This window comes from Delftia sp. NA_296.1 (assembly GCF_052692095.1).
This window is the reverse complement of the sequence record NZ_JBQZGF010000009.1, coordinates 252,485-277,930: the sequence shown is the minus strand read 5'-3', so window position 1 is coordinate 277,930 and position 25,446 is coordinate 252,485. Positions and strand designations below refer to the sequence as shown.

Sequence of the window (25,446 nt, the reverse complement as noted above, 5' to 3'; positions counted from 1 at the left end):
CCCGGCCGGAGGGCGCGCATGATGCGGCGCCTTCCCTGGCCGGCCCCGGCCCTTCTTGCCTGGGCGGGCGCCTGGCTTGTCTACGCCGCGCTGCAATCGACCCTAGGGCCGCTGGCCGCCTGGCTGGCGGCCTGTTTTTTGGGCGTGCTCGCCAGCCTGCTGGCCACGCCCTGGTGGCGGCGCCTGGCCGTGGCGGCGGGCTTTCCGCTGTCCTGCCTGATGCTGTGGGGACCGGGCGGCCTGGCCGCCATCAGCCCCTGGCTGTGGCTGGCGGCGCTGGGTCTGCTGACCCTGGTCTACCCGCTCAACGCCTGGCGCGATGCGCCGCTGTTTCCCACGCCGACAGATGCGCTGCAAGGCCTGGCCGATGCCGCGCCGCTGCCCGATGGCGCGGCCGTGCTGGATGCCGGCTGCGGCCTGGGTGACGGCCTGCGCGCGCTGCGCGGCCAGTACCCGCAGGCGCGGCTCAACGGCATGGAGTGGAGCTGGCCGCTGCGCTGGCTGTGCGCGCTGCGCTGCCCCTGGGCCCGCGTGCGCCGCACCGACATCTGGCTGGCCGACTGGAGCTGCTACCAGATGGTCTACCTGTTCCAGCGCCCTGAAAGTATGGGCCGTGCGGCCGTCAAGGCCGCCACGGAGCTGCCTGAGGGCGCCTGGCTGGTCAGCCTGGACTTTGCGCTGCCCGGCGTGGAGCCCTCCTGGCAGCGCCAGGGACCGGGCCGCCACAGCCTCTGGGTCTACCGCATGCCGCTGGGCGGTGCCGGCGAGGCCGTGGTGCATGTGCCCGAGCCCGAGGAGACGCCCTACGAAAAGGCGCGGCGGGAGCTGCAGCAGCGCCGATGAGAGCCTGTGCCGCTCCAGCCGTGACGTTGCACGGCCGGGCCAGGCACTGAGTCCGGACGGCGGGCCCCCACACTTCGCGCCTTTGTCTTACAGGAGAAAGGCAGGCTCTCCATGCTCCCCGGAATTGACTCTTTGTGTACGTGCGCAAGACTTGCTGTGCCTGCCATCCACAGATGCAGGACCTGCAAGCCTTGACCCATCTGCTGCGCCAGGCTGCGGTGCAGATGACAAACACAAAGATCGCCAAGATGGATATGGAACTGTCTCGTGCATGCACGGCCCGCAGCCGCATGCGTTCGTCTTCTTCTTCGCTGCCTGTGCCCCCTCGGTCCGTGTTGAAAATCCTGGCATGGGGCGTGGCCTTGTGCTGCACCCAGGCGCAGGCCCAGACGGTCACGTCCACCGGCGATGTGGTGCCTGTCCAGGTGCCCAACCCCTCGCCCAGCTGGAATGCGGGCACCACGCTGCACGTCGGCAGTACGGGCACGGGAACGCTCACCATGGACAGCGGTGGCTCAGTGACCCACTCCGGGGTCGGCACCGTGGGCTACGACCTGGGCAGCAATGGCACGGTCACCGTCCGGGGCCCGGGTTCCACGTGGAACGGTTCAGGCAATCTCGTGATTGGTGGCAGGGGCACAGGCACCTTGAAGGTCGAAGATGGGGGCGTGGTGTCAGGTGTGGTGGGTGCTTTGGGCGATGTCCCTGAAGGCGTGGGCACGGCGACGATCAGTGGAACAGGCTCGGCCTGGCGCAGCACCCAGGATTTCTTCACCAGCTTCAACGGAACGGGCACGGTCACCGTGCGCGATGGTGGTGCGCTGTCTGTGCAGGGGGGCGCCGGGACCATCACCATGGATGCTGACCCGGGCGCTGTCGGAACCCTCCAGGTGGGCGGTGGACCGGCCGACGCCGCCATGGCGCCCGGCGTGGTCGATGCGGCCCGCATCGACTTCAGCCTGGGGACCGGCACCCTGCATTTCAACCACACGGGTGCCAACCTGGGCTTTGCGCTTGCGCTGTTCAGCGTCGATCCCGGCACGCACCGCATCACCCATCAGGCCGGCACGACCACGCTGTCGGCCGACAGCTCCGGTTTCTCGGGCAGCACCGCGGTCTCCGGGGGGCGGCTGGTGGTCGCCAATGCGCTTGGCGGCACGGCGTCGGTCACGGGCGGGCAGCTGGATGTCGATGGCACGCAGGGCGGCACCGTCACGGCCAGCGGCTCCGGCGTGGTGACCGGGGCGGGCACGGTCTCTGGCGACCTGGACCAGACCGCCGGCGGCGTGCTGCTGGGCCAGCAAGGCCGCAAGCTCAGCGTTGCAGGCCTGGCCACGCTGGGCAGCGGTGCGGTGGTACAGGCGGGCCTGGGAGCGCCTTCGGCCACGGCCTTGTTCGATGTGAACGGCAATCTCACGCTGGGCGGCACGCTTGGCATCAATGACCTGGGCGGCTTTGGCGCAGGCGTGTACCGGCTGTTCGACTATCGCGGCACGCTGGCCGGGAGCCTGGCCTTCGGCGCGCTGCCCGCAGGCGTGGTGGCGGACAACCTGACCCTGCAGACTTCGGTGCCCGGGCAGGTGAACCTGCTTTCCACGGTCGGCGTGGCCCTGGGCTATTGGGATGGTGGCAATGCCGCGCTCAGGGACAACAACGTGGTCAACGGCGGCACGGGCGTCTGGCGCGCCGATGGCCGCAACTGGACCGGCGCGGGCGGCGCGCTCAACGGCCCTTATCAACCCAACCCCACCGTGGCCCGGTTCCAGGGCCTGGCCGGTGTGGTGACGGCGGATGCCGGTGCGGGGGCCATCGGCATTACCGGCATGCAGTTCGATGTCGATGGCTACCGCCTCCAGGGTGCGACCCTGGGATTGCAGGGCGCGGGAGCCAACACGGTCAACGTGGCCAGCGGCGCGACGGCGACGGTGGCATTGGTGCTGTCCGGCCCGGGTGGCCTGGCCAAGGCTGGCACCGGCACGCTGGTGCTGGAAGCTGCGGGCAGCTACGGCGGCGCCACCACGGTCCAGGGCGGCAGTCTGCGTGCCGGCGCTGCCAATGTGCTGACCAGCGTTTCGGCCCATGAGGTGCAGGCTTCGGGCGTACTGGATCTCGACGGCCTGGCCCAGACCGTGGCCAGCCTGGTGAACGCGGGCACGGTGCGCCTTCCCAGGAACGGCGCTCCGGCCGTACCCGGCACCACGCTGAGCGTGACAGGCAACTACAGCGGCGGCGGCGTGCTGGCCATGGCCGCGCAACTGGGCAATGAAGCGTCGCCCAGCGACCGCCTGGTGGTGAACGGCAGCGTGACGGCAGGTGCGCCCACGCGCCTGGACATTGCCAACGCCGCAGGCCTGGGCGCGGCGACCGCGGGCAACGGTATTTTGGTCGTGCAGGTCAATGGTGCGGCATCGCCTGCAGGTGCCTTCGTGCTGGCGGCGCCGCTGCAGGCCGGAGGCTACAGCTACCAGCTGGTGCAGGTGGGCAGCCACTGGTATCTGCAGTCACGCCTGGCGGGCGCCACAGGGGTGCAGCAGATTCCCGCGCTGGGCACGGCGGGCCTGGCTGGCCTGACCCTGATGCTGGGCGGGCTGGCTGCCTGGCGGCAGCGCCGCCGCCCGGGCGCCGTGCGGGACTGAGCACGGCGGCCTGCCTCTACTTCTTCGCGCTGGCCTTGCTCACGTAGAGCGACAGCGCGGCGATCTCGGCCTCGCTGAGCGTGGCCTTGAACGAGGGCATGGCGCCTATGCCGTCGCGCAGTGCGCGCGCCACGCGCGCGGCGTCGGGCTTGAGCTCGTCGAGCACGGGGCCGATGGCGCCCTCGGCGCCCGCGTCCTTGAGCGTGTGGCACAGCGCGCAGGCGGGCGTGGCCGTGGCGAACAGCTTCTTGCCCAGGGCCATCTGGGCCGCTTCATCGGCAAAGGCGGAGGCGGACAGCAGGGCGCTGCCGAGCAAAGTGCTTCCCAGCAGGGCGGTGTGGATCAGGTGTTTCATCGTGAACATGGCAATGGGGGTACGGGCCCGCCACGGTCTGGCGCCGTGTGCGGGAAGTGACGGGAGTGAAGAGAAGGGGTGGCGGGATGAGCGCGCGGGCCGTGCTCAGGCCACGGTGACGGTCACGGCGTGGTCGGCCCAGCTGGTGTTGTTGTAGCCACTCTGGTTTTCACCGCGCGTCTCGGGCTGGACCCGGCCGCGCGCGTCGGTGGCGCGGCTGGCCAGCACATGCGTGCCCTTGGGCAGGCGCGCCTGCAGCACGAACTGGCGCCAGGCGTACTTGCCCAGGTCGGGGCCGACCAGGCGCGCGGCCTGCCAGCTCTTGCCGCCGTCCGTGGACACCTCCACGCCCTTGACGGCGTCCATGCCGCCAAAGGCCACGCCGTGGATCTGCACCAGGCCGGCGGCCTGCCCGCCGTCCTCGGGCAGGGGCGAGTTGATCCAGGACTTGACGCTCATCTCCTGCACCGAGGGCTGGCTCGGGTCGCCCTTGCTGCCGGGTGGCGAGATGCGGTAGCCGTGGGACATGATGTGGGCCTCGCTCTCGCGCGGCGTGAAGGCCAGCTGCTTGATGTACTTGATGTTGTTCACGCCCGTGTAGCCGGGCACGATCAGGCGCAGCGGCCCACCATGGGCCAGCGGGACGGGCTCGCCGTTCATCTCCCATGCCAGCAGGGCGTCTTCCATGGCCGACAGCGGCACCGAGCGCTCGACGATGACGCTCTTGGGGTCCAGCCCTGCGGGCAGCACCTCGCCGCCCGTGCCCGTCATGTAGAGACCGCCGTCTGACACACCGCCCAGGGCCTTGACCACCTCGCGCACGGGCACGCCGCTCCAGACCACGCAGCCGGCCGCACCCACGGTCCAGGCCGTGCCGCTGGGCTTGCTGGGAAAGAAAGCCCGGCCATTGCCCGAGCACTGCAGCACCATGGCCACGGTCTCCAGTCCCAGGGACTTGAGCTCGCGCACGCTGAGGCTGCGGGGCTGGCGCACGCCCTCCACCTGCAGCTGCCAGGCATCGCGGTCGGCCACGATGGATTCGGGCGGCGTGGGCAGGTTGTTGCGCACATAGAGCTGGTCGCTGGGCGTGATCACGCTGGTGCCGAAGGCGCCGCGCCGCGTCTCTATGGTGGTGGAGCTGTGGACGATGAGGGCATCGGCCTTCTTCCAGCCCGCGTAGCCGGGCAGGGGCTTGGCGGCCGGTGCTGCCGCAGCTGCGGGTGCCTGGGCCTGGGCTTGGGCCAATGCGCCCTGGTGCAGGCCGGCCAGGCCTGCGGCGGCCAGTGCGCTGGCGCTGCCGGCCAGCAGGCTGCGGCGCGCGGGGGAGGTGGGCGATGTCGGCAAGTGGTTCATGGTTGTCTCCTCGTGGTGGTTGTCAGGGGGCGTGTCATGGCGTCTCATGGGGCATCTCATGGGGCAGGGGTGCCCAGGGCCTTGCTGGCCACGGCCAGGGCCTGTTTCTTCTGGGCCACGAGCACCAGCGGCCGGCCTTCGCGCGAGCGAACGACCTGCCAGTGCATGTTGGCCCACCAGCCCTGGCCATCGGCCAGGCGCTGGGGCTGGTCGAAGGCCAGCACGGTGACGATGCCGCCCTTCTCGAAGAAGGTGGTCAGGTGGTAGGCGCGCGTGCCGTCGATATCGCAGGGCCGCATCAGCTGGGTGTAGCCGGGCAGCTTCTCGCCGGCCGGCAGGTCCATGCGGCGCGCGACCTCGGCCTCGGGCATGAAGCTGCCGCGCAGCGTGCGCTCGTAGTACTCGTGCTCGATGGCGGCGCGCACCAGTTCGGGCGGGCGCATGGCAAACACGGCGGTGGCGGCCGAGCTGCCCACCAGCAGCGCGGCGATCAGGCGGCGCACGCCGCTGCGCGCATGCCAGGGCGTGTGGCGCAGCAGATGGGCGGGCGGCTCGCCGTGCGGCCCGGGGTCGAAGGCCAGGGCCAGTTCGGCGCGTGCGCGCAGGTCGAAGGCCGATTCGTCGGTCGTGTCCGGGGCAGTCATTTCAAGCCTTGGTATCGTGTGGCGCGCAGCGGGGCGGGGCGCAGCGGAATCACGCTGGCAGTCTCTGGAGCAGGCGCCGGGGCCGCCTGCTCCAGCGCCGCCTTCAGCGCATCGCGGGCGCGTGACAGGCGCGACAGCACCGTGCCCGGCGCAATGTCCAGGGCCTCGGCCATCTGGGCCGTGGGCATGTCGTCGAAGTAATAGAGCACCAGCACCTCGCGGTGGATGGGCGCGATGCGCGACAGCGCCTTGACCACGTCGAGCCGGTCGTCCAGCGCCGAAGGCGAGGGAGTGGGGGCGGGATGCTGGTCCAGCGCCTCGTCATCGCTGACCAGATGGGCCGATGGCGCAAGGTGCCGGAAGGCATGGCGGCGCATGATCTGGAACAGCCAGGCCCGTGCCATTGCGGCCTCGCGCAGCTGGTGGCGAAAGCGCCAGGCGCTGGTGAAGCAGTCCTGCACCACGTCCTCGGCCAGCGCGCGCGAGCCGGTCAGCGCCCAGGCGCTGCGCAGCAGGAATCGGTAGTGCTCGCGCACCCACTGGTTGTAGCGCGACTCGGCGGTGGAGATCATGCGGCATAAGAGCACGCAGGGCGCCGCCGCATTCCATGGCCTGCCTATCGGCAAACCCTATATCGGATCAGCTATCGCGAAGAGGCGATGGTTCCCTGTCATTCCCTGGTCGGCCGCGATACAGCGCCTGTTCCGACCCTGTGGGCAGCGGAGCCGGCCTGCTGCCCGAAGAACCGTGCCGGGGGCATGCCCACCGTGCGGTGCACCATGGCGCTGAAGGCGCTGGGGCTGTAGCCCAGCTCGGCGGCGATCTGCTGTATGGGCAGGCCGCGCGCGGCCAGGCTCAGGCCATGGGCCAGCACGACTTGCTGGCGCCAGGTGGTGAAGCTGCAGCCCAGCTGCTGCTGGAACAGCCGGGCCACGGTGCGCGGGCTGGCGCCGGTGTCTGCCGCCCAGTCGGCCAGGCTCTCGTGCTGGGTGGGGTCGGCCACCACGGCCTCGCAGAGCATGCGTAGCCGCTTGTCCTGGGGCATGTTCACGCCAAGGTGGACTTCGCTGGCGCGGCGAAGCTCTTCCAGCAGCAGGGCGCTCAGATGGTGCTCGCGCTGCAGGGTGGCGGCGTCCGGGGCGGGCTGGTCATCGCTTTGCTTGGGCAGGGCCGTGATCAGCTCGCGCATCAGCGGCGAAACCTCCAGCACGCGGCAGCGTGCCCAGTCCTGCGGGTTGCAGGCCACGCCGCAGGACGGGAGGTCCGGCAGCACGGGGCCCTGGGCCGGATCGTCCTGCAGCACGTAGATGGAGACGAGATCGGCTTCCTCGACCATGGCCACGGCGTGGACCAGGCCGGGCGGAATCCACACGGCCTTGGACGGCGGTGCGATCAGCGTGCCCTGGGGGGCCGACAGGTGCAGCACGCCGTCCAGCGAGATGGCGATCTGTGCCCAGCTGTGGCTGTGCGGTATGACGCGCGTGCGTGCCGACAGGCGGTGCTGCTTGGCGCGCACGGGGCGCTGGGGCGTGGGCACGAACAGGTGCGGATGCAGGGCCTCGACCGGCTCCATTGGCCGGGCCCTGCGCACCGACCGCAGTGCGGCTGCGGGGCAGGCGCTGGGCAGGGTGTCGGCAGAAGGGTCGGCAAGGGTGTGGGCAGGGGTGCCGGGCGTGGAGACAGGCTTTGGCATGTTTGCGACAGAAGTTGGCAGACTATCGCATACAAGACGAAACGCTGCTGCCTAAGATGCGGCCCATGACCGCCTCTTCTTCTTCCATGCCGGACGCCGTGGCTCCGGACCCGCTGCGCAGCGATGTGCGCACCATCGGCCTGATCGGCCTGGCGCATGGTTCCTCGCATTTCTTCCACCTGCTGCTGCCGCCGCTGTTTCCATGGCTGATCGCCGAGTTCGGCTACAGCTATGCCGAACTCAGCGTGATGGTGTCGCTGTTCTTCGTGGTCTCCGGCGTGGGACAGGCCATGGCCGGCTTTGCCGTGGACCGCTTCGGCGCGCGCCCCATTCTGTTTGCGGCGCTGGGCAGCTTCACCGTGGCGGGCGTGGTCGCCAGCCTGGCACAGGGCTATGGAATGCTGCTGCTGGCAGCCTTTTTCGCGGGCCTGGGCAATGCGCCCTTCCACCCGGTGGACTTCACCATCCTCAACAAGCGCGTGTCGGCCAAGCGCATCGGCCATGCGTTCTCGGTGCACGGCCTGTCGGGCAATATCGGCTGGGCGCTGGCGCCGCTGTTCATGGCGGGCATCACCACGGCCACGGGCTCTTGGCGCCTGGCCTGCCTGTGCGGCGCGGCCCTGGCCGCCGTCATCCTCACCATCATGGTGCTCAACCGCGAGGCGCTGGACGACCGTGCGGCCGATGCCCAGGCCCCCGCGGCGCGCGCCGCTGCGGCCGCCGTGCCGCAGGAGCATCCCATGGCCTTCCTGAAGCTGCCCTCGGTCTGGCTGTGCTTCTCGTTCTTCTTCTGGAGCACCTGCGCGCTCAGCGCCATCCAGAGCTTTGCCAGCCCCGCCATGCAGTCCATGTACGGACTGCCGCTGAGCGTGACGGCGCTGATCGTCACGGGCTACATGCTCTGCGGCGCGGCAGGCATGCTGGCCGGCGGCTTCCTCGTGGGCCGCGTGCAGCGGCTGGAGAAGGTGATCTCCATCTGCATGCTGGGCTCGGGTGTTGCGCTGTTCCTGGTCGGCACGGGCTGGCTGCCGGCCATGGCGGCCGTGGCGGTGGCCTCCATCGCGGGCCTGGGCACGGGCCTGGCCGGCCCCTCGCGCGACATGCTGATCAAGCGCGCCGCGCCCCCCGGCGCCACGGGCCGCGTCTACGGCACGGTGTATTCGGGCCTGGACCTGGGCTTTTGCCTGGCCGCGCCGGTGTTCGGCTACATGCTGGACCACGGCATGAGCCACGGCGTGTTCTACGGATCGGCCATTGCCCTGGTGCTGAGCGTGGTGTCGGCCGTGGTCGTGGGCGATGGCGTGAGCAAGAAGGGCGGCATGGCGCTGAGCGCGGGCTGATCCCGGGTCTCGCTCCCCACAAGGCCCCGCAGGCCAAGGCTTGCGGGGCCTTTGCTTTGGGCGGTGAGATGAACAAAACAGGCACGGCAATTGCGTGCGCCCTGCGCGGCGCCTGCTATCGTGCAGGCACAACTTTTTCAACACAGGAGACCTGTCCATGCGTTCCGCCTTCGCACCGCTTTCCCTCATGTTCCGCAGCGCCCCGCTGGCGCTGGCCCTTGCCATGGCCGGCCTGTCCGGCAGTGCCCTGGCTGCGCCCAAGGCAGATATCCAGGCGCTGGCGCAAAAGCACCAGCAGCCCTTGCTGGACACGCTGCGCGACCTGGTGCACATCGAGTCGGGCAGCAAGGACATGGAGGGCGTGGAGCAGATCGCCAACTACGTGGCCGGCAAGCTGCGCGAGCAGGGCGGCAAGGTCGAGATCCTGCAGCCCACCGACGTCTACCGGCTGGGTGACACGCCCGAGAAGATCGGTCCCATGGTGCATGCCGAGTTCAAGGGCAAGGGCACCAGCCGCATCATGCTGATCGCCCACATGGACACGGTCTACCTGCGCGGCATGCTCAAGGACCAGCCGTTTCGCATCGACGGCGAGCGCGCCTACGGCCTGGGCATTGCCGACGACAAGCAGGGCGTGGCCCTGATCCTGCACACCGTGGCCATGCTGCGCCAGCTGGGCTTCGACAACTACGGCACGCTGACCGTGCTGATGAACAGCGACGAGGAAATCAGCTCGCCCGGCGCGCGCAGCACCATCACGCGCATGGGCGCCGAGCAGGATGCGGTCTTCTCGTTCGAAGGCGGCGGCACCGACGGCGGCGTGCGCCTGGCCACCAGCGGCATCGGCGCGGCCTACCTCAAGGTCGAGGGCAAGGCCTCGCACGCGGGCGCCAAGCCCGAGGACGGCGTGAACGCGCTGTACGAGCTGTCGCACCAGCTGCTGCAGATGAAGGACCTGTCCAAGCCCGAGACCGGCCTCAAGCTCAACTGGACCGTGGCCAAGGCCGGCACCAACCGCAACGTCATTCCCGCCGAGGCCACGGCCCAGGCCGACGCCCGCGCGCTGCGCGTGGCCGACTTCACGGCGCTGGAGCAGGCCATGCAGGCCAAGGTGGGCCACAAGCTGCTGGACGCCAGCAAGGTGCAGCTCAAGTTCGAAGTGCGCCGCCCGCCGCTGGAGGCCAACGAGGCCTCGCGCAGCTTGGCCAAACAGGCGCAGACCATCTACAGCGATGAGCTGGGCCTGAAGATGAGCGTGATGGAAAAGGCCACGGGCGGCGGCACCGACGCGGCGTTTGCGGCGCTCAAGGCCAAGGGTGCCGTCATCGAGGGCTTTGGCCTGAGCGGCTACGGCGCGCACTCCAATGATGCGGAGTATGTGCAGCTGAACACCATCGTGCCGCGCCTGTACCTGGCCACGCGCATGATCATGGACCTTTCCAAGTAAGGGTTGGCTATCAGGCTGCACTCCTGCGTTAAGCCAAAGCCAGACGGTGGCTTGAGTCGCTTTTTCTGACCCTGCCGGGTGGTTGTTTTTCGAGGCCGGGTTTCGGCCCGGCAGCCGACTGCCCTTTCTTGTTTCGCCAAGAAAGGTCAGGTCAAAGAAGGCGACCCGGACGTCCGCGACCCTCCGCTTCGCTGCGGGCAACCTGCGTCGTGGCGGTTGCGGGGTTCGCTGCGGAACTCGCTGCGTTCACTGCGTGAACTCCGCTCAGACAACCGCAGCGAGTCAGTTGACGAAGCAGTCCTGTCCTTCGGCAGGACTGCAACCCCGCAACCACCACGCCGCAGGCGCGGCCATACGGGAGTGAACAACAGGCGCCCAGCATTTGCGGACGCAAAAAAGGGCATGCCTTGCGGCATGCCCTGAAGGCGCATCGTGGGGCGCTCTGTGTTCTTTACTGCGAAGAGATGTTCTTGTCCTTGGCGATCTTGCTCCAGCGCGTGAAGTCGGCATTCAGGCGCGCCTTCATGGCCGCGCCGTCCTGGTAGGTGGCGATGGCGCCTGCGGCCAGCATCTTCTTTTGCAGCTCGGGCTCGGCCAGGATGAGCTTGAGCTCCTGGTTCAGGCGCTGGACCACGGCGGGCGGCGTGTTCAGCGGGGCGATCAGGCCGCCCCAGGTGTCGGCGTCGAAGCCGGGGAAGCCCTGCTCGGCCACCGACTTCACATTGGGCAGCAGCTGCTTGGCCTTTTGCGAGCTGACGGCAATGGCGCGCAGCTTGCCGGCCTGGATGTGGGGCAGGGCCGCGACCACGTCGGCGAACATCACGGCGATCTGGCCGCCGATCAGGTCGGTCACGGCCGGCGCGCTGCCGCGGTAGGGCACGTGCTGCATGTCGAAGCCGCCCAGGTCCTTGAGCTGCTCCATGGACAGGTGGCCGAAGCTGCCCGTGCCCGAGCTGGTGTAGTTCAGCGCCGGCTTGGCCTTCTTGGCGTGCTCGATCAGCTGCTGCAGGTTGGTCACGTCCGGCAGCTCGCGCGGGTTGATGACGATGGCCATGGGCAGGTCATAGACCGTGGCCACGGGCAGGAAGTCCTTGCGCACGTCGTACAGGTTGTTGTTGAACAGCATGGGCGCCAGCAGCGCGGGCATGCCGAACATGGACAGCGAGTAGCCGTCGGGCTGCGACTTGATGAAGGCCGCCGTGCCCACCGAGCCCGAGGCGCCGGGGCGGTTGTCGATGACGATGGTCTGGCCCAGGCGCTCGGTCAGGCGCTGCGCGACGATGCGCGCGGCCGTGTCGGTGGGGCCGCCGGGCGGGAAGGCCACGGTCAGCTTGATCAGCTTGTCGGGCCACTGGTTCTGGGCCCGGGCGGCGGGGGCCAGCGTGGCGATGGCGGTGGCGCAGGCGGCGGAAAGGATCTGGCGGCGCGAGGCCTGGAAGGGGGTGGAAGTCATATGTCTCCTCAAGCGGGAAGGGGTGGAAATGAGAGCCGTGGAGCGGTCTGGGTGGGAACGTCTGCGCGCTCTCAGATGATGTTTTTGGCGCGCAGTTCGGCGCGGGCCTGTTCGTCCAGGCCCAGGCGCTGCTGCAGCACCTCGTCGGTGTGTTCGCCCTGGTGCGGCGGCGGGCGGCGCACGGGCAGGCGCTGGCCGTCCAGCGCATAGGGCGGGGCCAGCACGGACTGGCTGCCGGCCTCGCTGTCCTCGAAGCGGTGCAGCAGGCCGGCGTCGGCCGTGCGCTGCGAGTTCAGGGCCTCGAACAGGCCCAGCACCTCGCCGCAGGGAATCTGCGCGGCCGTCAGGCATTCGAGCAGTTGGGCGCGCGTGAAGCGCAGCAGCTCGGCCTGCACCAGCGGCATCAGCAGCTCGCGGTTTGCCGAGCGTGCGGTATTGGTGGCAAAGCGTTCGTCGGCGGCCCACTCGGGCTTGGCGATGACGTCGGTGCAAAAGCGCTGGAACTGGCCGTTGTTGCCCACGGTGATGACCAGCGGGCCGTCGGCCGCCTCGAACACGCCGTAAGGCACGATGGACGGATGGGCGTTGCCGAACTTGGGCGGGTCGCCGGCCTTGAGCAAGGCCTCCATGCCGTAGTAGCTGGTGATCATCAGGCCGCAGTCGTACAGGGCCATCTGCACATGGCGACCGCGCCCGCTGCGCTCGCGCTCGTAGAGCGCGGCCAGGATGGCCTGGGCCGAGTACATGCCCGTGAACATGTCCACGGCGGCCACGCCGAACTTCAGCGGGCCCTGGCCCTGCTCGCCGTTCATGGCCATGATGCCGGACTCGCCCTGCACCACCAGGTCGTAGCCGGGCCGCGTGGCCTCGGGGCCGCTGCGCGAGTAGCCCGAGATGGAGCAGTACACCAGGCGCGGGTTCAGCTGCGACAGCTGCTCGTAGCCCAGCCCCAGCTTCTCGGCGCCGCCGACCTTGAAGTTCTGGATGACCACATCGCTGTCGGCCGCCAGCTCGCGTGCGATGCGCAGGCCCTCTTCGGCCTGCAGGTCCAGCGTGACCGAGCGCTTGTTGCGGTTGGCGCTGTTGAAGTAGGAGGTGTTGCGCTGGCCCACGCGCACGCCCCAGTCGCGCGTGTCGTCGCCGCGGCCCGGGTGCTCGACCTTGACGACATCGGCGCCCAGGTCGGCCAGCGCCATGGCGCACATGGGGCCGGCCAGCACGCGCGAAAGATCCAGGACGCGCACGCCGTCCAGCGGCAGGGAAGAGGGGAGAGCACTCATGCGAAACCTTGTCGAACCACGAAAACCGCAACGGGCCAGAGCCCGGGCAGGCCCGCATTCTTCATTCGTTTATGGACTTTGACAATCGTGCTAAAAAATGGACATTGTGTGTACTGAGGTTTGACAATGGATCTGGGCGGACTGTCCCTGCTGGTGGACATCATCGAAGCCGGCAACCTGAGCCGCGCCGCCGTGCGCCTGGGCATGAGCCGCGCCAACGTCAGCCATCGGCTCAACCAGTTCGAGCGCCAGATCGGCCAGCAGCTGCTGCGCCGCACCACGCGCCAGGTCGAGCCCACCGAGCTGGGGCTGCGCCTGTATGCCCATGGCCGCGCGATACGCCAGGAAGCCATGGCGGCGGACGAATCGGTGGACAGCCTGGGCCAGAGCCTGCAGGGCACCGTGCGGCTGAGCGTGCCCAGCGGCTACGGCCAGCTGCAGATGTCGGGCTGGCTGACGGAGTTCATGCGCATGCATCCGGGCATCACGCTGGAGGTGATCTTCGACAACGACATCGAGGACCTGATGCAGGGCGCCGTGGACTTCGCCGTGCGCGTGATGACCGAGCCGCCCGAAAGCCTGGTGGCCTGCAAGCTCGGCGACGTGCTCTACGAGGCCTGCGCCACGCCGCAGTTCCTGGCGCAGCATGGCCATCCCGACTCGCTGCTGGCGCTCAAGCGCGTGCCGCTGATCACCTCGGCGCTCACGGGCCAGAAGCTGCGCACGGCGGGCATGAACGGCGCCCGGCCCACCGAGCTGCGCATACGCCCGCGCCTGATGTCGCCCAACTTCCATTTCCTGCGCGATGCCGTGCTGCAGGGCCTGGGCGTGGCCGTGGTGCCGCGCTACATGGTGGCGGCCGAACTGGCCAGCGGGGCGCTTGAGCGCCTGCCGCTGCCGCCGGGCAGCCTTGACTTTCTGGCCACGCGCCAGTACCTGCTGTACATGCCGTCCCACTACCAGACGCGGGCCATCACCACGCTGATCGACTTCCTGCGCGAGAAGGCCGCGGCGGAGGGACTCAGAGGCTGAAGATCTTGCCGGGGTTCAGGATGTTCTTCGGGTCCAGCGCCTGCTTGATGGAGCGCATCATCTGCACCGCGCCGTCGCCGGCTTCCTCGCGCAGGAAATCCATCTTGTGGATGCCCACGCCATGCTCGCCCGTGCAGGTGCCGCCCAGGGCAATGGAGCGCGACACCAGCTGGTGGTTGAGCTGCTCGGCGCGCGAGCGCTCGTCCTCGTTGTCCGGGTCGATCAGGTAGCCGAAGTGGAAGTTGCCGTCGCCCACGTGGCCGACGAGGAAGTAGGGAATGCCGCTGTCATCGGCCTCGCGCACCGAGTCCAGCAGCGCATCGGCCAGGCGGCTGATGGGCACGCAGGCATCGGTGGTGATGCAGCGGCAGCCGGGGCGGCTGGAGACAGCCGCGAAATAGGCGTTGTGGCGGGCCGTGAACAATCGCGTGCGGTCCTCTGGACGCTCGGCCCATTCGAAGGCATTGCCGCCGAACTCGCCTGCGATGTCCTGCACCATCTCGGCCTGCTCCTTCACGCCCGTGGGCGAGCCGTGGAACTCCATCAGCAGCATGGGCTCCTCGCGCAGCGTGAGCTTGCTGTAGGCGTTGACCATGCGCACCGAGTTCACGTCCACCAGCTCCACGCGGGCAATCGGCACGCCCATCTGGATGGTCTGGATCACCGTGCGCACGGCGGCCTCGATGCTGGGGAAGGAACAGATGGCCGCGCTCACGGCCTCGGGCAGCGGGTACAGGCGCACCGTGATCTCGGTGACCACGCCCAGCGTGCCTTCGCTGCCCACGATCAGGCGAGTGAGGTCGTAGCCCGCGCTGCTCTTTTTGGCGCGCGTGCCGGTGCGCATCAGCTCGCCGCTGGCCGTGACCAGTTCCAACGCCAGCACGTTCTCGCGCATGGTGCCGTAGCGCACGGCATTGGTGCCGCTGGCGCGCGTGGCGGTCATGCCGCCGATGGAGGCATCGGCGCCGGGATCGATGGGGAAGAAGAAGCCCGTGTCCTTGATGGCATCGTTGAGCTGCTTGCGCGTGATGCCGGGCTGCACGGTGACCGTCAGATCCTCGGTGTTGACCGAGAGAATGCGGTTCATGCGGCTCAGGTCCAGGCTGATGCCGCCCTCGACGGCCAGCAGATGGCCTTCGAGCGAGGAGCCTGCGCCGTAGGGGATGACCGGCACGGCATGCTGGTCGGCCAGCTTCAGCGCGTCCTGCACGTCCTGCGTGCTTTCGGCAAAGACCACGGCCGCAGGCGGGGGCGCCTGGATGGCGCCCTCGTCGCGGCCGTGCTGTTCGCGCACCGCCAAAGCCGTGGAGCACTGGGCGCCGAAACGCTGGGCCAGGGCTTGGAGGAAGGCTTCGGGGATGGGGCGCTGAGCGAAGTCAGGCTGCAGGCGGACGGGGGCGACAGGGGCGTTCATCGGTGTTCTCCAGGGGGAACTGGAAAGAATACCACCGGCCCTGCCGCCCAACCGTGTGGGTCAGCCGCCTGGCATCCGGGTGTCAGCGCGGCTGGACAGCCTTGCTGAATTCATCGCGCGACAGCGATCCGTTCTTGTCGGCATCGATCTGCGCGAAATTGCTGCTCACGGCGGGCAGGGCCTCGGCCTCCTTCTTGCTCAGCTTGCCGTCCCGGTTGGTGTCGGCGCGGTCGAATGCGGCTTGCACCTCGTTGGCGCCGCCCGCTGGCGCTGCGGGTGCTGGCGCAGATTGCACGCCTGCTGCCGAGCCGCCGCCAAACGTCGGCTGCGGTGCCGTGGACGGAGCCTGCGCCATGGCAGCGACGCTGCCCAGCGAAATGGCCGCGAACAACATCACGCTGCGGATTTCAAAACCAGAGACTTTGCGCAGTTGAGAGGTCATGTGTCGAACTCCTTGTCGAACGTGGAACATGACTGCATTCCACCTGTTGCAGCGCAGCAGGGCCAGCACTTTTGCCGGCTGTTGCCTGCTACAACATTTGCGTGCCGCCTGTAACGCACAATTGGGTGTTGGGCCGTTACGGGTCCGGCTTTCCACCCCCGCACCGCCAAGGAGAACGCCCATGGGCAACCGTTTGACACAGATCGCCACGCGCACCGGAGACGACGGCAGCACGGGCCTGGGCGACAACACGCGCGTCTCCAAGAACAGCGGCCGCCCGCACGCCATGGGCGATGTGGACGAGCTCAATTCCCACATCGGCCTGCTGCTGTGCGAGGCCCTGCCCGACGACGTGCGCGAGCTGCTGGTCGATGTGCAGCACCAGCTGTTCAACCTCGGTGGCGAGCTGTCCATTCCCGGCTATGAACTGCTCAAGGACGACGCCCTGCTGCAGCTCGATGAAGCGCTGGCCCACTACAACGCGCAGCTGCCCCGGTTGCAGGAATTCATTCTGCCGGCCGGCAGCCGCGCCGCGGCCCAGGCCCATGTCTGCCGCACGGTGGCACGCCGCGCCGAGCGTATGGTGGTGGCGCTGGAGCAGGGCGAGGCCATGCGGCCCGCGCCGCGCCAATACCTGAACCGCCTGTCGGACCTGCTGTTCGTGCTGGCGCGCGTGCTCAACCGCATGGATGGCGGCGACGACGTCTACTGGAAGAGCGAGCGGATGGCCCGCGCGCAGTCCGCCGAAGAGTGAACCCGCGCTGAACCTGCGCTAATCCCGCGCCAATCCCGCGTTTAGGACGGCCCATGCGCCTGCGCCACATCGAGGTCTTCAATGCCGTCATGCAGACCGGCAGCGTCAGCGCTGCCGCACGGCTGATCAACATCACCCAGCCGGCCGTCAGCCGCACCCTGCAGCACGCGGAGCTGCAGCTGGGCTTTGCGCTGTTTCAGCGTGCACGCGGCCGGCTCACGCCCACCAATGAGGCGCTGGCGCTGTTCCCCCACATCGAGAAGCTGTTCGAGCAGCTCGACGAGGTCCAGCGCCTGGCCGACAACCTGCGCCATGGTCAGGCCGCGGACCGGCTCACCGTGCTCACCGTCTTCGCGCTCAGCCGCGAGGTGCTGCCGCGCGCCGTGGCCGGATTTCGGCGCCGCCACCCCCAGGTACAGGTCCATGTGCAGGCACTGCACACGCCCCAGGTGGTCTCGGCCCTGCTGCTGCAGGAGGCCGACGTGGGCTTCGTCATCAGCTCCGTGGGCCAGCCCGCGCTGGAGCATGAACTGCTGGCCGAGGTGGACATGTTCTGCGTGCTGCCCAAGGGCCTGCTGCCGCCCTCGCGCGTGCGCGAAGAGGGCATGGAGCTCAAGGACCTGACCGAGCTGCCCGTGGTCGCTCTCGATGCGCGCGACCCGCTGGGCATGCGCCTGGGCCAGGCCTGCCGCGAGCACGGCGTGGGCCTGTCGCCCGTGGTCACCGTGCAGACCTACCACGCGGCCCTGTCCATGGCCGAGTACGGCCTGGGCGCCGCCATCATGGACGGCTGCACCGCCCTGGCCGCCGACCGCCGCAAGGTCCATGTCGTTCCCCTGCTGCCGCGCATCACGGTGGGCGTCAATGCACTCAGCCTGCCCCAGCGGCCGGGGTCCGTGCTGGCGCGGGCAATGACCGAGGAAATGCGCAAGGCCTTGCGCGAGTTGCTGGCTGGTTGAGGCCTGCGGGTTTCAGGCCTCCTCCATCTGCCCCACCAGCCTCTGCGCCGACCCGAACGCCAGCGTCAGCCCCAGCGCGCCATGCCCCGTCTGCAGCCACAGGTTGCGCGGACCGCCGCGCTGGCGGCCGGTGAGGGGCAGGCCGGTGGGTGTGGCGGGGCGCATGCCGGTCCAGGGGTGGAGGTCGCCGTCCAGCGGCAGGTCGGCGAAGACCTCCTGCGTGGAGCGGCGCAGGCTGGCGATGCGGCGCGGGTCGGTGCGCGTGTCCCGGCCCACGATCTCCACCATGCCGGCCACGCGCAGGCGTTCGCCGATGCGTGCGAAGACGACCTTGCGTGCGGTGTCGGTGACGCTGACCCGGGGCGCGGCGTGCGGCAGCCGCGCGGCGGCATCGGCGGTGATGCTGTAGCCCTTGAGCGGATAGACGGGAATGCGCAGGCCCAGCTGGCGCGCGTGGACCGCGCTTTCCCAGCCGCTGGCCAGCACGTAGTGGTCGGCGCGCAGCGGCAACGGACCTGCGGCGGTGCGCAGGCCGGTGATGGCGTCGCCTTTGCGCTCGAAGCCCTGCAGCTCCACGCCGTAGCGCAGTTCGGCGCCGCGTGCGGTGAGCCGGGCGGCCAGTTGTTCGCACAGCAGGCGGCAGTCGGCTGCGGCCTCGCTGGGCGTGTGCACGGCGCCTGCAATGCGCTGGGCGTAGCCGGCGAGCGCGGGTTCGATGCGCGCCACTTCGGCGGCGTTGACGATGCGCTGCGGCGCGCCACCCAGGCCCGCTTGCAGTGCCACCTGCTGCGCGGCGGCATCCAGCGCCTGCTGGGTGGGGTAGAGCACCAGCTTGCCCGGCGTGTGCAGGTCGCAGGCCAGTGCCTCGTCGGCCTGGAGCGACTCGAAGGCCTGGCGGCTTTCGGCGGCCAGGGCCAGCAGGGCGCGAGTGCCTACGGCCGAGGCATGGGCATTGCAGGCGCCCAGAAAGCGCAGTCCCCAGGCCCATTGCGCGGGGTCGGCGCGCAGGCGGAAGGCCAGCGGCGAATCCTTTTCCAGCAGCAGGCGGGGCAGCATCTTCCAGATGCCGGGATCGGCCAGCGGCTGCACGTAGGAATAGCTCAGCTGCGCGCCATTGCCGCCGCTGGCGCCCTGGGCGGGGCCCGGTGCGCGGTCCAGCACGGTAATGCGGTGGCCGGCCTGCTGCAGCGCCCAGGCCGTTGCCAGGCCGACGATGCCGGCGCCCACGATGCAGACATGCATTGATCGTTTCTCCATGCAGCCGCACTGTAGGCCGCGCGCGGCAGGCCGGGCCATGGCATTTGGCACACGGGCCATGCACGCAGGTTATGGCCGGGGGCTGCTGCTGCGGGCAGGCGGCCAGCCCATAACAGGCGGGCATGGCCCGGCCCGATATTGTCATTCCGCAAAGGCCGCCGCCCTTCCTACACTGGCCGCACATCCACCAAAGACGAGGAGACAAGCATGCAACTTCACACCACCGCGCTGTGCGCGGCCCTGGCCCTGGGCGGCCTGGCTGCAGCCCATGCCGACACGCTGGCCAAGGTGCGCGACAGCGGCCGCATCACGCTGGCCTACCGCGAGTCCTCCGTGCCCTTCAGCTACCTTGACAACGGCAAGCCCATCGGCATGACGGTGGAGATGTCCCAGGCCGTGGCCGAGGCCGTCAAGAAAGCGGTGAACCGGCCCGATCTCAAGGTGCAGTGGCAGGCCGTGACTTCGCAGAACCGCATGCCGCTGCTGGCCAACGGCACCATCGACCTGGAATGCGGATCGACCACCAACAACACGGTGCGCGGCAAGGAGGTGGCCTTTGCCATCAACCATTTCTACACGGGCACGCGGCTGCTGGTGAAGAAGAGCTCGGGCATCAAAAACTACGCCGACCTCAAGGACAAGACCGTGGCCATCACCACGGGAACCACCAACCTGCAGGTGCTGCGCAAGGCCAATGCCGACAAGGCCTGGGGCATGAACATCGTCATGGCCAAGGACCATGCGGACGGCTTCCTGCTGGTGGAGAACGACCGCGCCGCGGCCTTCGGCATGGACGACATCCTGCTCTTCGGCCTGATCCCCACGGCCAAGAATCCCGGGGACTTCGAGGTGGTGGCCGACTCGCTGCAGGTCGAGCCCTATGCCTGCATGCTGCGCAAGGACGACCCCCAGTTCAAGCAGCTGGTCGATGGCGTGATCGGCGACATGATGAAGTCGGGCGCGTTCGCCAGGCTTTATGACAAGTGGTTCATGCAGCCCATTGCCCCGAGGAACGTGGCCCTGGGCCTGCCGATGAGCGAGCAATTGCAGAAAAACCTGCAGGACCTCAGCGACAAACCCGCTTTTTGATTTCGGATCGCAGCATGCAGCAGCAGCTTCAGCCCCCGCGCGCGGTGGGCATTCTCGGGGGCATGGGCCCGGCCGCAGGCGCGGATTTCGTGCGCCTGTTCGTGCAGGCCTGCACGGCGCACCTGCAGCAGCAGGGCCTGCCCGTGCATGACCAGGCCTATCCCGAGCACTGGCTGGTGCAGCTGCCCATGCCCGACCGCAGCGCCGCGCTGCGCGCGGACCCTCAGTCGCCCACGGGGCCGGCCCAGCACCTGCTGCAGGGCGTGGGCCGCATGGCGGCGCTGGGGGTGCGCAGCGTGGCCCTGGCCTGCAACACGGCCCATGCCTGGCATGGGCAGCTGCAGGCGCTGTTTCCGCAGCTGCATGTGCTGCACATCGCGCGCCAGGCCGCCCTGCACCTGCAGGCCGGCGGCGCGCAGCAGGCCATCGTGCTGGCCACGCAGGGCACCTATGACAGCGGCCTGTACGACGCGGCGCTGAGGGAGTGCGGCATCACCGCGCTGCAGCCCGATGCACAAGGCCGCGCGAGGCTGATGCAGGGCATCTATGACGGCGTCAAGCAGGGCGACATGGACCTGGCCGCGCGCTGTTTCGGCGAGGTGCTGGCGCCGCTGCTGCAGCGCCATGGCGATGTGCCCGTGATCATGGGCTGCACCGAGATCCCGCTGGCCCTGCCGCAGTCGCCGCTGGCGTGCGGTGCCGAGCTGGTGGATCCGGCCTGGATCCTGGCCCAGGCCCTGGCCGGCGATGCCTATGGACAGGTCCGAACTCCAGCGCATTAGTTTTTAAGGTGTTGCGCGCCATTCAATAACTGCTTAGGAACCTGGCGCGGCTCAACTCAGGGACACCGAGGAAGGGCCGCCCCGCACCGAGGGTGTCGTCCCCCTTCAGGGGGAAGGCGCGAAGCGACTCAGGGGGTGTTTCAGTAAGTCTCCAGATGCAGCCGGCCTTCGCGCTTGAGGCGCGCGCCGACCTGCTCCCAGTCCAGCCCGGCTTGCTGCGCCACGTCGCGCAGTGCCAGCACCACGCCTTCCTCCATGCTCTTGAGCCCGCAGACGTAGAAGTGCGCGTTGTCGTCGCGCAGCAGGGCCGCCAGGTCGGCCGCACGTTCGCGCAGCAGATCCTGCACGTAGCGCCGGGGCTGGCCGGCCACGCGCGAGAAGGCCAGGTTGTTGTCGATGAAGTCGCGCGGCAGGCTTTGCAGCGGGCCGAAGTAGGGCAGCTCCTGCGGCGTGCGTGCGCCGAAGAACAGCATGAGCTTGCCGCCCTCGAACCTGCCGCTCTTGCGCAGCCGCCTGCGCCATTCGGTCATGGCGCGCATGGGGGCGCTGCCCGTGCCCGTGCAGATCATCACGATGTGCGAGCGGGAATGGTTGGGCATCAGGAACGACTGGCCGAACGGGCCTATGACCTGGACCCTGTCGCCGATGCGTGCGTCGCACAGGTAGTTGCTGGCCACGCCGCGCACTGGGCGGCCCTGGTGGTCCTGGGTGACGCGTTTCACGGTCAGCGCCAGGTTGTTGTAGCCGGGCCGCTCGCCATTGCGCGCACTGGCCACCGAGTACTGGCGCGCCACATGCGGGCGGCCCTGGGCGTCGGTGCCGGGCGCGATGACGGCGATGGACTGGCCTTCGAGCACGGGGAACGGCTGGCTGCCGAAGTCCAGCACGATGTGGTGGGTCTCGCTGTCGAATCCCGCCTCCGTGCAGTTGAGGTTGCCGACCACGGTGGCCGTGACGGGGCTCCTGGGGCCATGCAGGTTGGTGTACGGATGGGCGGCCGACCAGGGCGGCACGGTGGCGCCGTAGCTGGCGCTGCGGAACACCTGGGTATCGGCCTGGTCGTCGGGCCGGGACGCATCTGCACCGCGCGTGGCGGCCGCCGCGATCACGGCCTGGGCTTGGCTCAGGTCCTCGGCGGCGGGCGCGTCTGCTGTGTCCTGTGCCTGGGCCCGTGCCTGGACCAGCGCCTCAGGCGGCAGCTCCTCGGGCAGCTCGTCCCAGAGCAACTGCTCGGCCACGGGATAGGCGCTCGCCAGCGGCACCTTGCGCCAGTTGTCGATGGCGCCCGTGGGGCAGGGCGAGACGCAGTCCATGCAGCCGTTGCACTGCTCGGCCAGTACCACGTAGTTGCGGTCATCGTGCGTGATGGCGCCCACGGGGCAGGTGGCCTCGCAGGTGTTGCAGCGGATGCAGATCTCCGGGTCGATCAGGTGCTGCGTGAGGATGCCGTGTTCTACCAAGGCGACTGTCATGGGCGACTCCCTGCTGGCGCGGCGCTTCAGTTGAAGCGCACGTATTCGAAATCCACGGGCTGGCGGTTGATGCCCATGACCGGCGGCGCGATCCAGCCCGCGAACTGGCCCGGCTCCACGCAGCGGCCCATGAGCGAGGCGACGAAGGCGCGGTCGGCGTCCGTGGGCAGCCATTCGGCCTCGCGCATGCGCCATTCCTGCTCGCTGACCACGCGGCCTTCGGGGCTCATGCGCACGCCGGCCAGCGCGCCGATCTGGCGGTTGAAGGCCTTGTGCGGCACGGTGAGGCGGAAATCGATGCCGGCCTTTTCCATGACCTTGTTCCAGCGGCCCACGCCTGCGTTGGAGTCCTTGATGTAGTCGTCGCGCAGCACCTCGTTGAGCGCGTTGAGCATGGGCACTTCCTTTTCCTGCAGCCTGCCGTCCACGACCTCCAGCACCTTGTAGTGCTGGTCGTGCAGGCGGTGGTCGTCCGCGCGCTTGCCTTCCTCGTAGCGGCCCTTGAGGCCGCTGCTGTAGAAGGTGGCGGCATTGCTGGACTGGTCGGCGCCGAACAGGTCGATGGTCACGCTGTAGTGGAAGTTCAGGTAGCGCTGCAGCGTGGGCAGGTCGATCACGCCGGCCGCGCGCAGGCGGCCCACGTCGTCGGTGCGCAGCTCGTTCATGACCTGGCAGGTGCGCTGCAGCACGCGCGAGACGCCGGACTCGCCCACGAACATGTGGTGGGCCTCCTCGGTCAGCATGAACTTGGTGGTGCGCGCCAGCGGGTCGAAGGCGCTTTCGGCCAGCGCAGCCAGCTGGAACTTGCCGTCGCGGTCGGTGAAGTAGGTGAACATGAAGAAGGACAGCCAGTCGGGCGTCTTCTCGTTGAAGGCGCCCAGGATGCGCGGGTTGTTCTCGTCGCCGGACTGGCGCTCCAGCAGGGCCTCGGCCTCCTCGCGGCCGTCGCGGCCGAAGTGCTTGTGCAGCAGGTAGACCATGGCCCACAGGTGGCGGCCTTCCTCCACGTTGACCTGGAACAGGTTGCGCAGGTCGTACATGGACGGCGCGGTCAGGCCCAGGTGGCGCTGCTGCTCCACCGAGGCGGGCTCGGTATCGCCCTGGGTGACGATGATGCGGCGCAGGTTGGCGCGGTGCTCGCCGGGCACGTCCTGCCAGGCCTTCTCGCCCGCGTGGTCGCCGAAGTGCACCTTGCGGTCGGCCTCGGCCGGGTTCAGGAAGATGCCCCAGCGGTAGTCGCGCATCTTCACGTGGCCGAACTGGGCCCAGCCCTGGGGGTCCACGCTGATGGCGGTGCGCAGGTAGACGTCGTAGTCGGTGGAGCCTTCGGGGCCCACGTCGCCCCACCAGTTCAGGAAGTTGGGCTGCCAGCTCTCCAGCGCGCGCTGCAGGGTGCGGTCTTCGCCGAGGTTGACGTTGTTGGGGATCTTCTCGCTGTAGTTGATGGCGCTCATGGTGGGGTCTCCGTGGATGTTTCGGGGCGTGCTTGCGGTCAGACGCGGTTGAAGTCGAAGCCGGCCTTCTGGCCCGTGCCGTAGAGCTTGAGAGCGCCCTTGTCGCCCACGGCATTGGGGCGGTTGAAGATCCAGTTCTGCCAGGCCGACAGGCGCCCGAAGATGCGCGTGACCATGTTCTCGCGGCTGGCAAAGCGCAGGTTGGCCTCCAGGCCCGTGAGCGCATCGGGCGACATGGCGGCACGCTCTTCCATGGCGATGCGGATCTCGTCGTCCCAGTCGATGTCGTCGGGCGCAGCCGTGACCAGGCCCAGGGCCAGGGCCTGGTCGCCGTCCAGCGCGCGGCCCGTGGCGGCGCGCGCGGCCTCCAGCGGCGCGGCTTCCTCGTAGAAGCGGCGCTGCAGGCGCGACTGGTCGTTGACCAGGGGCAGCAGGCCGAAATTGAATTCGTCCAGCTGGATGCGCGGGGCGCGCTCGGTGTCATCGGGCAGCACCAGCATGTAGGCGCGGTCGGCCGCGAAGGCCAGCTCGGCCAGCATGCCCACGAAGCAGGAGCCGGGCTCGATCAGCGCGAACAGCGTGCGCGAGGACACATCCAGCCGCGCAAAGCTGCGGCGCAGCAGGCCCAGCGTCTCGCGCGCCAGCCAGTGGTCCTGGTGGGCCAGCAGGGCTGCGTCTGCGGCCAGCACGGCGGCGGCATCGCCTTCGGTCTTGAGCAGCCAGGTGCCCACGTCCAGCTCATTGGTGCGCAGGTGCAGGATGGCGTCGTCCAGCTCGCGGCCCATGGCCAGCGGCCACCAGGCGTCGCCGGCCTGCTCGATGGCTTCGATGGTGGCGGGCTGCGGGCCTTGCCCAAGCGTGGGCGCCTTCACGGTCAGCGTGGCGCTGCGGCGCGCGCGGTCGATCTGCACGCTGACATGGCGGTAGTGCAGCGCGTCGTCCGTGGCCTCGCGCTCCAGGCGCGTGAGCGTGATGCCCTGCGCGTTGGCGGGGCGCGTGCTGCCCTCGGCCAGGCGCTGCGCGCGCTGGGCCACCACGGCCTCGAACTGCGCGGGCTTGGCCACGGCATCGACCAGGCGCCAGTCCACGGCGCGCTGGCCGCGCACGCCTTCGACGCTGGTGCAGAAGATGTCGGCCAGGTCATGGCGCACATGGCGCTTGTCGGTCACGCGCGTGAGGCCGCCCGTGCCGGGCAGCACGCCCAGCAGCGGCACCTCGGGCAGGGAGACGGAGGAGGAGCGGTCGTCGATCAGCACGATGTCGTCGCAGGCCAGGGCCAGCTCGTAGCCGCCGCCCGCGCAGGCGCCATTGACGGCGGCCAGGAACTTCAGGCCCGAATGGCGCGAACTGTCCTCGATGCCGTTGCGCGTCTCGTTCGTGAACTTGCAGAAGTTCACCTTCCAGGCATGGCTGGACACGCCCAGCATGAAGATGTTGGCGCCCGAGCAGAAGATGCGGTCGCGCCCGCTGGTGACGATGACGGTGCGCACCTGCGGATGCTCGAAGCGGATGCGGTTGAGCGCGTCGTGCAGCTCGATGTCCACGCCCAGGTCGTAGCTGTTGAGCTTGAGCTTGTAGCCGGGCCGTATGCCGCCGTCCTCGGCGATGTTCAGCTGCATGCGGGCGATGGCGCCCTCGACGGTGAACGACCAGTGGCGGTACTGGGCGGGCTCGGTGCGGTAATCGACAGTGGGGCTGGACGGGTGCATGGACGGCCTCTTGGATGAAAAATAGTGCAGTCGCAGAT

General features: G+C 69.1%; 22 protein-coding genes. 9 read left to right on the top strand and 13 right to left on the bottom strand.

Going from position 1 to position 25,446, the window contains the following annotated elements; translation table 11 throughout:
* Positions 1-18: 18 nt before the first annotated feature.
* Positions 19-843: a class I SAM-dependent methyltransferase gene (locus ACUTR7_RS22340; RefSeq protein ID WP_445609858.1), complete on the top strand. Its 825-nt coding sequence runs from the start codon at positions 19-21 to the stop codon at positions 841-843.
* A gap of 335 nt (positions 844-1,178) precedes the next feature.
* Positions 1,179-3,479, top strand: a complete 2,301-nt coding sequence (locus tag ACUTR7_RS22335) for an IPTL-CTERM sorting domain-containing protein (RefSeq protein WP_445609857.1) — start codon at positions 1,179-1,181, stop codon at positions 3,477-3,479.
* 16 nt (positions 3,480-3,495) lie between these two features.
* On the opposite strand, the gene sorU is transcribed toward ACUTR7_RS22335, so the two are convergent.
* The 5 genes from sorU to ACUTR7_RS22310 form a co-directional block, all read right to left on the bottom strand.
* Positions 3,496-3,843 (bottom strand): SorU family sulfite dehydrogenase c-type cytochrome subunit, encoded by a 348-nt coding sequence (gene sorU, locus ACUTR7_RS22330; protein ID WP_445609856.1) that lies wholly within the window; start codon positions 3,841-3,843, stop codon positions 3,496-3,498.
* A 96-nt stretch (positions 3,844-3,939) separates the two neighbouring features.
* Positions 3,940-5,187 (bottom strand): SorT family sulfite dehydrogenase catalytic subunit, encoded by a 1,248-nt coding sequence (gene sorT, locus ACUTR7_RS22325; RefSeq protein WP_445609855.1) that lies wholly within the window; start codon positions 5,185-5,187, stop codon positions 3,940-3,942.
* Positions 5,188-5,243: 56 nt separating this feature from the next.
* On the bottom strand, positions 5,244-5,831 hold the full coding sequence (locus ACUTR7_RS22320) for a hypothetical protein (protein WP_012201996.1): 588 nt from the start codon (positions 5,829-5,831) through the stop codon (positions 5,244-5,246).
* The gene (locus ACUTR7_RS22315) at positions 5,828-6,403 is read right to left on the bottom strand and encodes an RNA polymerase sigma factor (protein WP_445609854.1); all 576 of its coding nucleotides are present in this window, start codon (positions 6,401-6,403) and stop codon (positions 5,828-5,830) included. The genes ACUTR7_RS22320 and ACUTR7_RS22315 overlap by 4 nt, the downstream gene beginning before the upstream one ends.
* A 98-nt stretch (positions 6,404-6,501) precedes the next feature.
* On the bottom strand, positions 6,502-7,524 hold the full coding sequence (locus ACUTR7_RS22310) for an AraC family transcriptional regulator (protein WP_071953949.1): 1,023 nt from the start codon (positions 7,522-7,524) through the stop codon (positions 6,502-6,504).
* Positions 7,525-7,589: 65 nt separating this feature from the next.
* On the opposite strand from ACUTR7_RS22310, the gene ACUTR7_RS22305 reads away from it, so the two are divergent.
* Both ACUTR7_RS22305 and ACUTR7_RS22300 read left to right on the top strand, forming a co-directional pair.
* A complete protein-coding gene (locus ACUTR7_RS22305; RefSeq protein WP_043795639.1) occupies positions 7,590-8,864 on the top strand; it encodes an MFS transporter in 1,275 nt (424 codons plus the stop codon).
* 157 nt (positions 8,865-9,021) lie between these two features.
* Complete coding sequence (locus tag ACUTR7_RS22300) at positions 9,022-10,311, top strand: M20/M25/M40 family metallo-hydrolase (protein WP_012202000.1); 1,290 nt, start codon at positions 9,022-9,024, stop codon at positions 10,309-10,311.
* Between the two features lie 451 nt (positions 10,312-10,762).
* Here ACUTR7_RS22300 and ACUTR7_RS22295 read toward each other — a convergent pair whose 3' ends face one another.
* Together ACUTR7_RS22295 and ACUTR7_RS22290 are read right to left on the bottom strand one after the other, a co-directional pair.
* Positions 10,763-11,764, bottom strand: coding sequence for a Bug family tripartite tricarboxylate transporter substrate binding protein (locus ACUTR7_RS22295; protein WP_445609853.1), 1,002 nt, complete (start codon positions 11,762-11,764; stop codon positions 10,763-10,765).
* 71 nt (positions 11,765-11,835) lie between these two features.
* Entirely contained in the window at positions 11,836-13,044 is a 1,209-nt protein-coding gene (locus tag ACUTR7_RS22290; protein ID WP_123694843.1) for a CaiB/BaiF CoA transferase family protein, read from the bottom strand.
* Positions 13,045-13,170: 126 nt separating this feature from the next.
* Here ACUTR7_RS22290 and ACUTR7_RS22285 point away from each other — a divergent pair, with 126 nt between their 5' ends.
* Positions 13,171-14,076: a LysR family transcriptional regulator gene (locus tag ACUTR7_RS22285; RefSeq protein ID WP_071953945.1), complete on the top strand. Its 906-nt coding sequence runs from the start codon at positions 13,171-13,173 to the stop codon at positions 14,074-14,076.
* Here the strand turns inward: ACUTR7_RS22285 and ACUTR7_RS22280 are convergent.
* Together ACUTR7_RS22280 and ACUTR7_RS22275 are read right to left on the bottom strand one after the other, a co-directional pair.
* Positions 14,066-15,490, bottom strand: coding sequence for an FAD-binding oxidoreductase (locus ACUTR7_RS22280; protein WP_013799978.1), 1,425 nt, complete (start codon positions 15,488-15,490; stop codon positions 14,066-14,068). The two genes, ACUTR7_RS22285 and ACUTR7_RS22280, sit on opposite strands and share 11 nt — an antisense overlap.
* Positions 15,491-15,572: 82 nt before the next feature.
* Positions 15,573-15,932, bottom strand: coding sequence for an EF-hand domain-containing protein (locus tag ACUTR7_RS22275; RefSeq protein WP_043789497.1), 360 nt, complete (start codon positions 15,930-15,932; stop codon positions 15,573-15,575).
* Between the two features lie 181 nt (positions 15,933-16,113).
* Here ACUTR7_RS22275 and ACUTR7_RS22270 point away from each other — a divergent pair, with 181 nt between their 5' ends.
* Both ACUTR7_RS22270 and ACUTR7_RS22265 read left to right on the top strand, forming a co-directional pair.
* Entirely contained in the window at positions 16,114-16,686 is a 573-nt protein-coding gene (locus ACUTR7_RS22270) for a cob(I)yrinic acid a,c-diamide adenosyltransferase (protein ID WP_013799980.1), read from the top strand.
* Between the two features lie 53 nt (positions 16,687-16,739).
* Positions 16,740-17,645 (top strand): LysR substrate-binding domain-containing protein, encoded by a 906-nt coding sequence (locus tag ACUTR7_RS22265; RefSeq protein ID WP_445609852.1) that lies wholly within the window; start codon positions 16,740-16,742, stop codon positions 17,643-17,645.
* A 12-nt stretch (positions 17,646-17,657) separates the two neighbouring features.
* Here the strand turns inward: ACUTR7_RS22265 and ACUTR7_RS22260 are convergent, their stop codons facing one another.
* Positions 17,658-18,887, bottom strand: a complete 1,230-nt coding sequence (locus tag ACUTR7_RS22260; protein ID WP_445609867.1) for a D-amino acid dehydrogenase — start codon at positions 18,885-18,887, stop codon at positions 17,658-17,660.
* A gap of 222 nt (positions 18,888-19,109) precedes the next feature.
* On the opposite strand from ACUTR7_RS22260, the gene ACUTR7_RS22255 reads away from it, so the two are divergent.
* Both ACUTR7_RS22255 and ACUTR7_RS22250 read left to right on the top strand, forming a co-directional pair.
* A complete protein-coding gene (locus tag ACUTR7_RS22255) occupies positions 19,110-19,991 on the top strand; it encodes an amino acid ABC transporter substrate-binding protein (protein ID WP_012202010.1) in 882 nt (293 codons plus the stop codon).
* Between the two features lie 14 nt (positions 19,992-20,005).
* On the top strand, positions 20,006-20,773 hold the full coding sequence (locus ACUTR7_RS22250; protein WP_445609851.1) for an aspartate/glutamate racemase family protein: 768 nt from the start codon (positions 20,006-20,008) through the stop codon (positions 20,771-20,773).
* 140 nt (positions 20,774-20,913) lie between these two features.
* Here ACUTR7_RS22250 and boxA read toward each other — a convergent pair whose 3' ends face one another.
* Genes boxA through boxC form a run of 3 tightly spaced genes read right to left on the bottom strand, consistent with a single transcriptional unit; the run spans position 20,914 to position 25,408 of the window.
* Positions 20,914-22,245 (bottom strand): benzoyl-CoA 2,3-epoxidase subunit BoxA, encoded by a 1,332-nt coding sequence (gene boxA / locus ACUTR7_RS22245; RefSeq protein WP_445609850.1) that lies wholly within the window; start codon positions 22,243-22,245, stop codon positions 20,914-20,916.
* Positions 22,246-22,271: 26 nt separating this feature from the next.
* Entirely contained in the window at positions 22,272-23,699 is a 1,428-nt protein-coding gene (gene boxB, locus ACUTR7_RS22240) for a benzoyl-CoA 2,3-epoxidase subunit BoxB (RefSeq protein WP_445609849.1), read from the bottom strand.
* 38 nt (positions 23,700-23,737) lie between these two features.
* On the bottom strand, positions 23,738-25,408 hold the full coding sequence (boxC, locus tag ACUTR7_RS22235; protein ID WP_012202014.1) for a 2,3-epoxybenzoyl-CoA dihydrolase: 1,671 nt from the start codon (positions 25,406-25,408) through the stop codon (positions 23,738-23,740).
* Between the last annotated feature and the right edge of the window lie 38 nt (positions 25,409-25,446).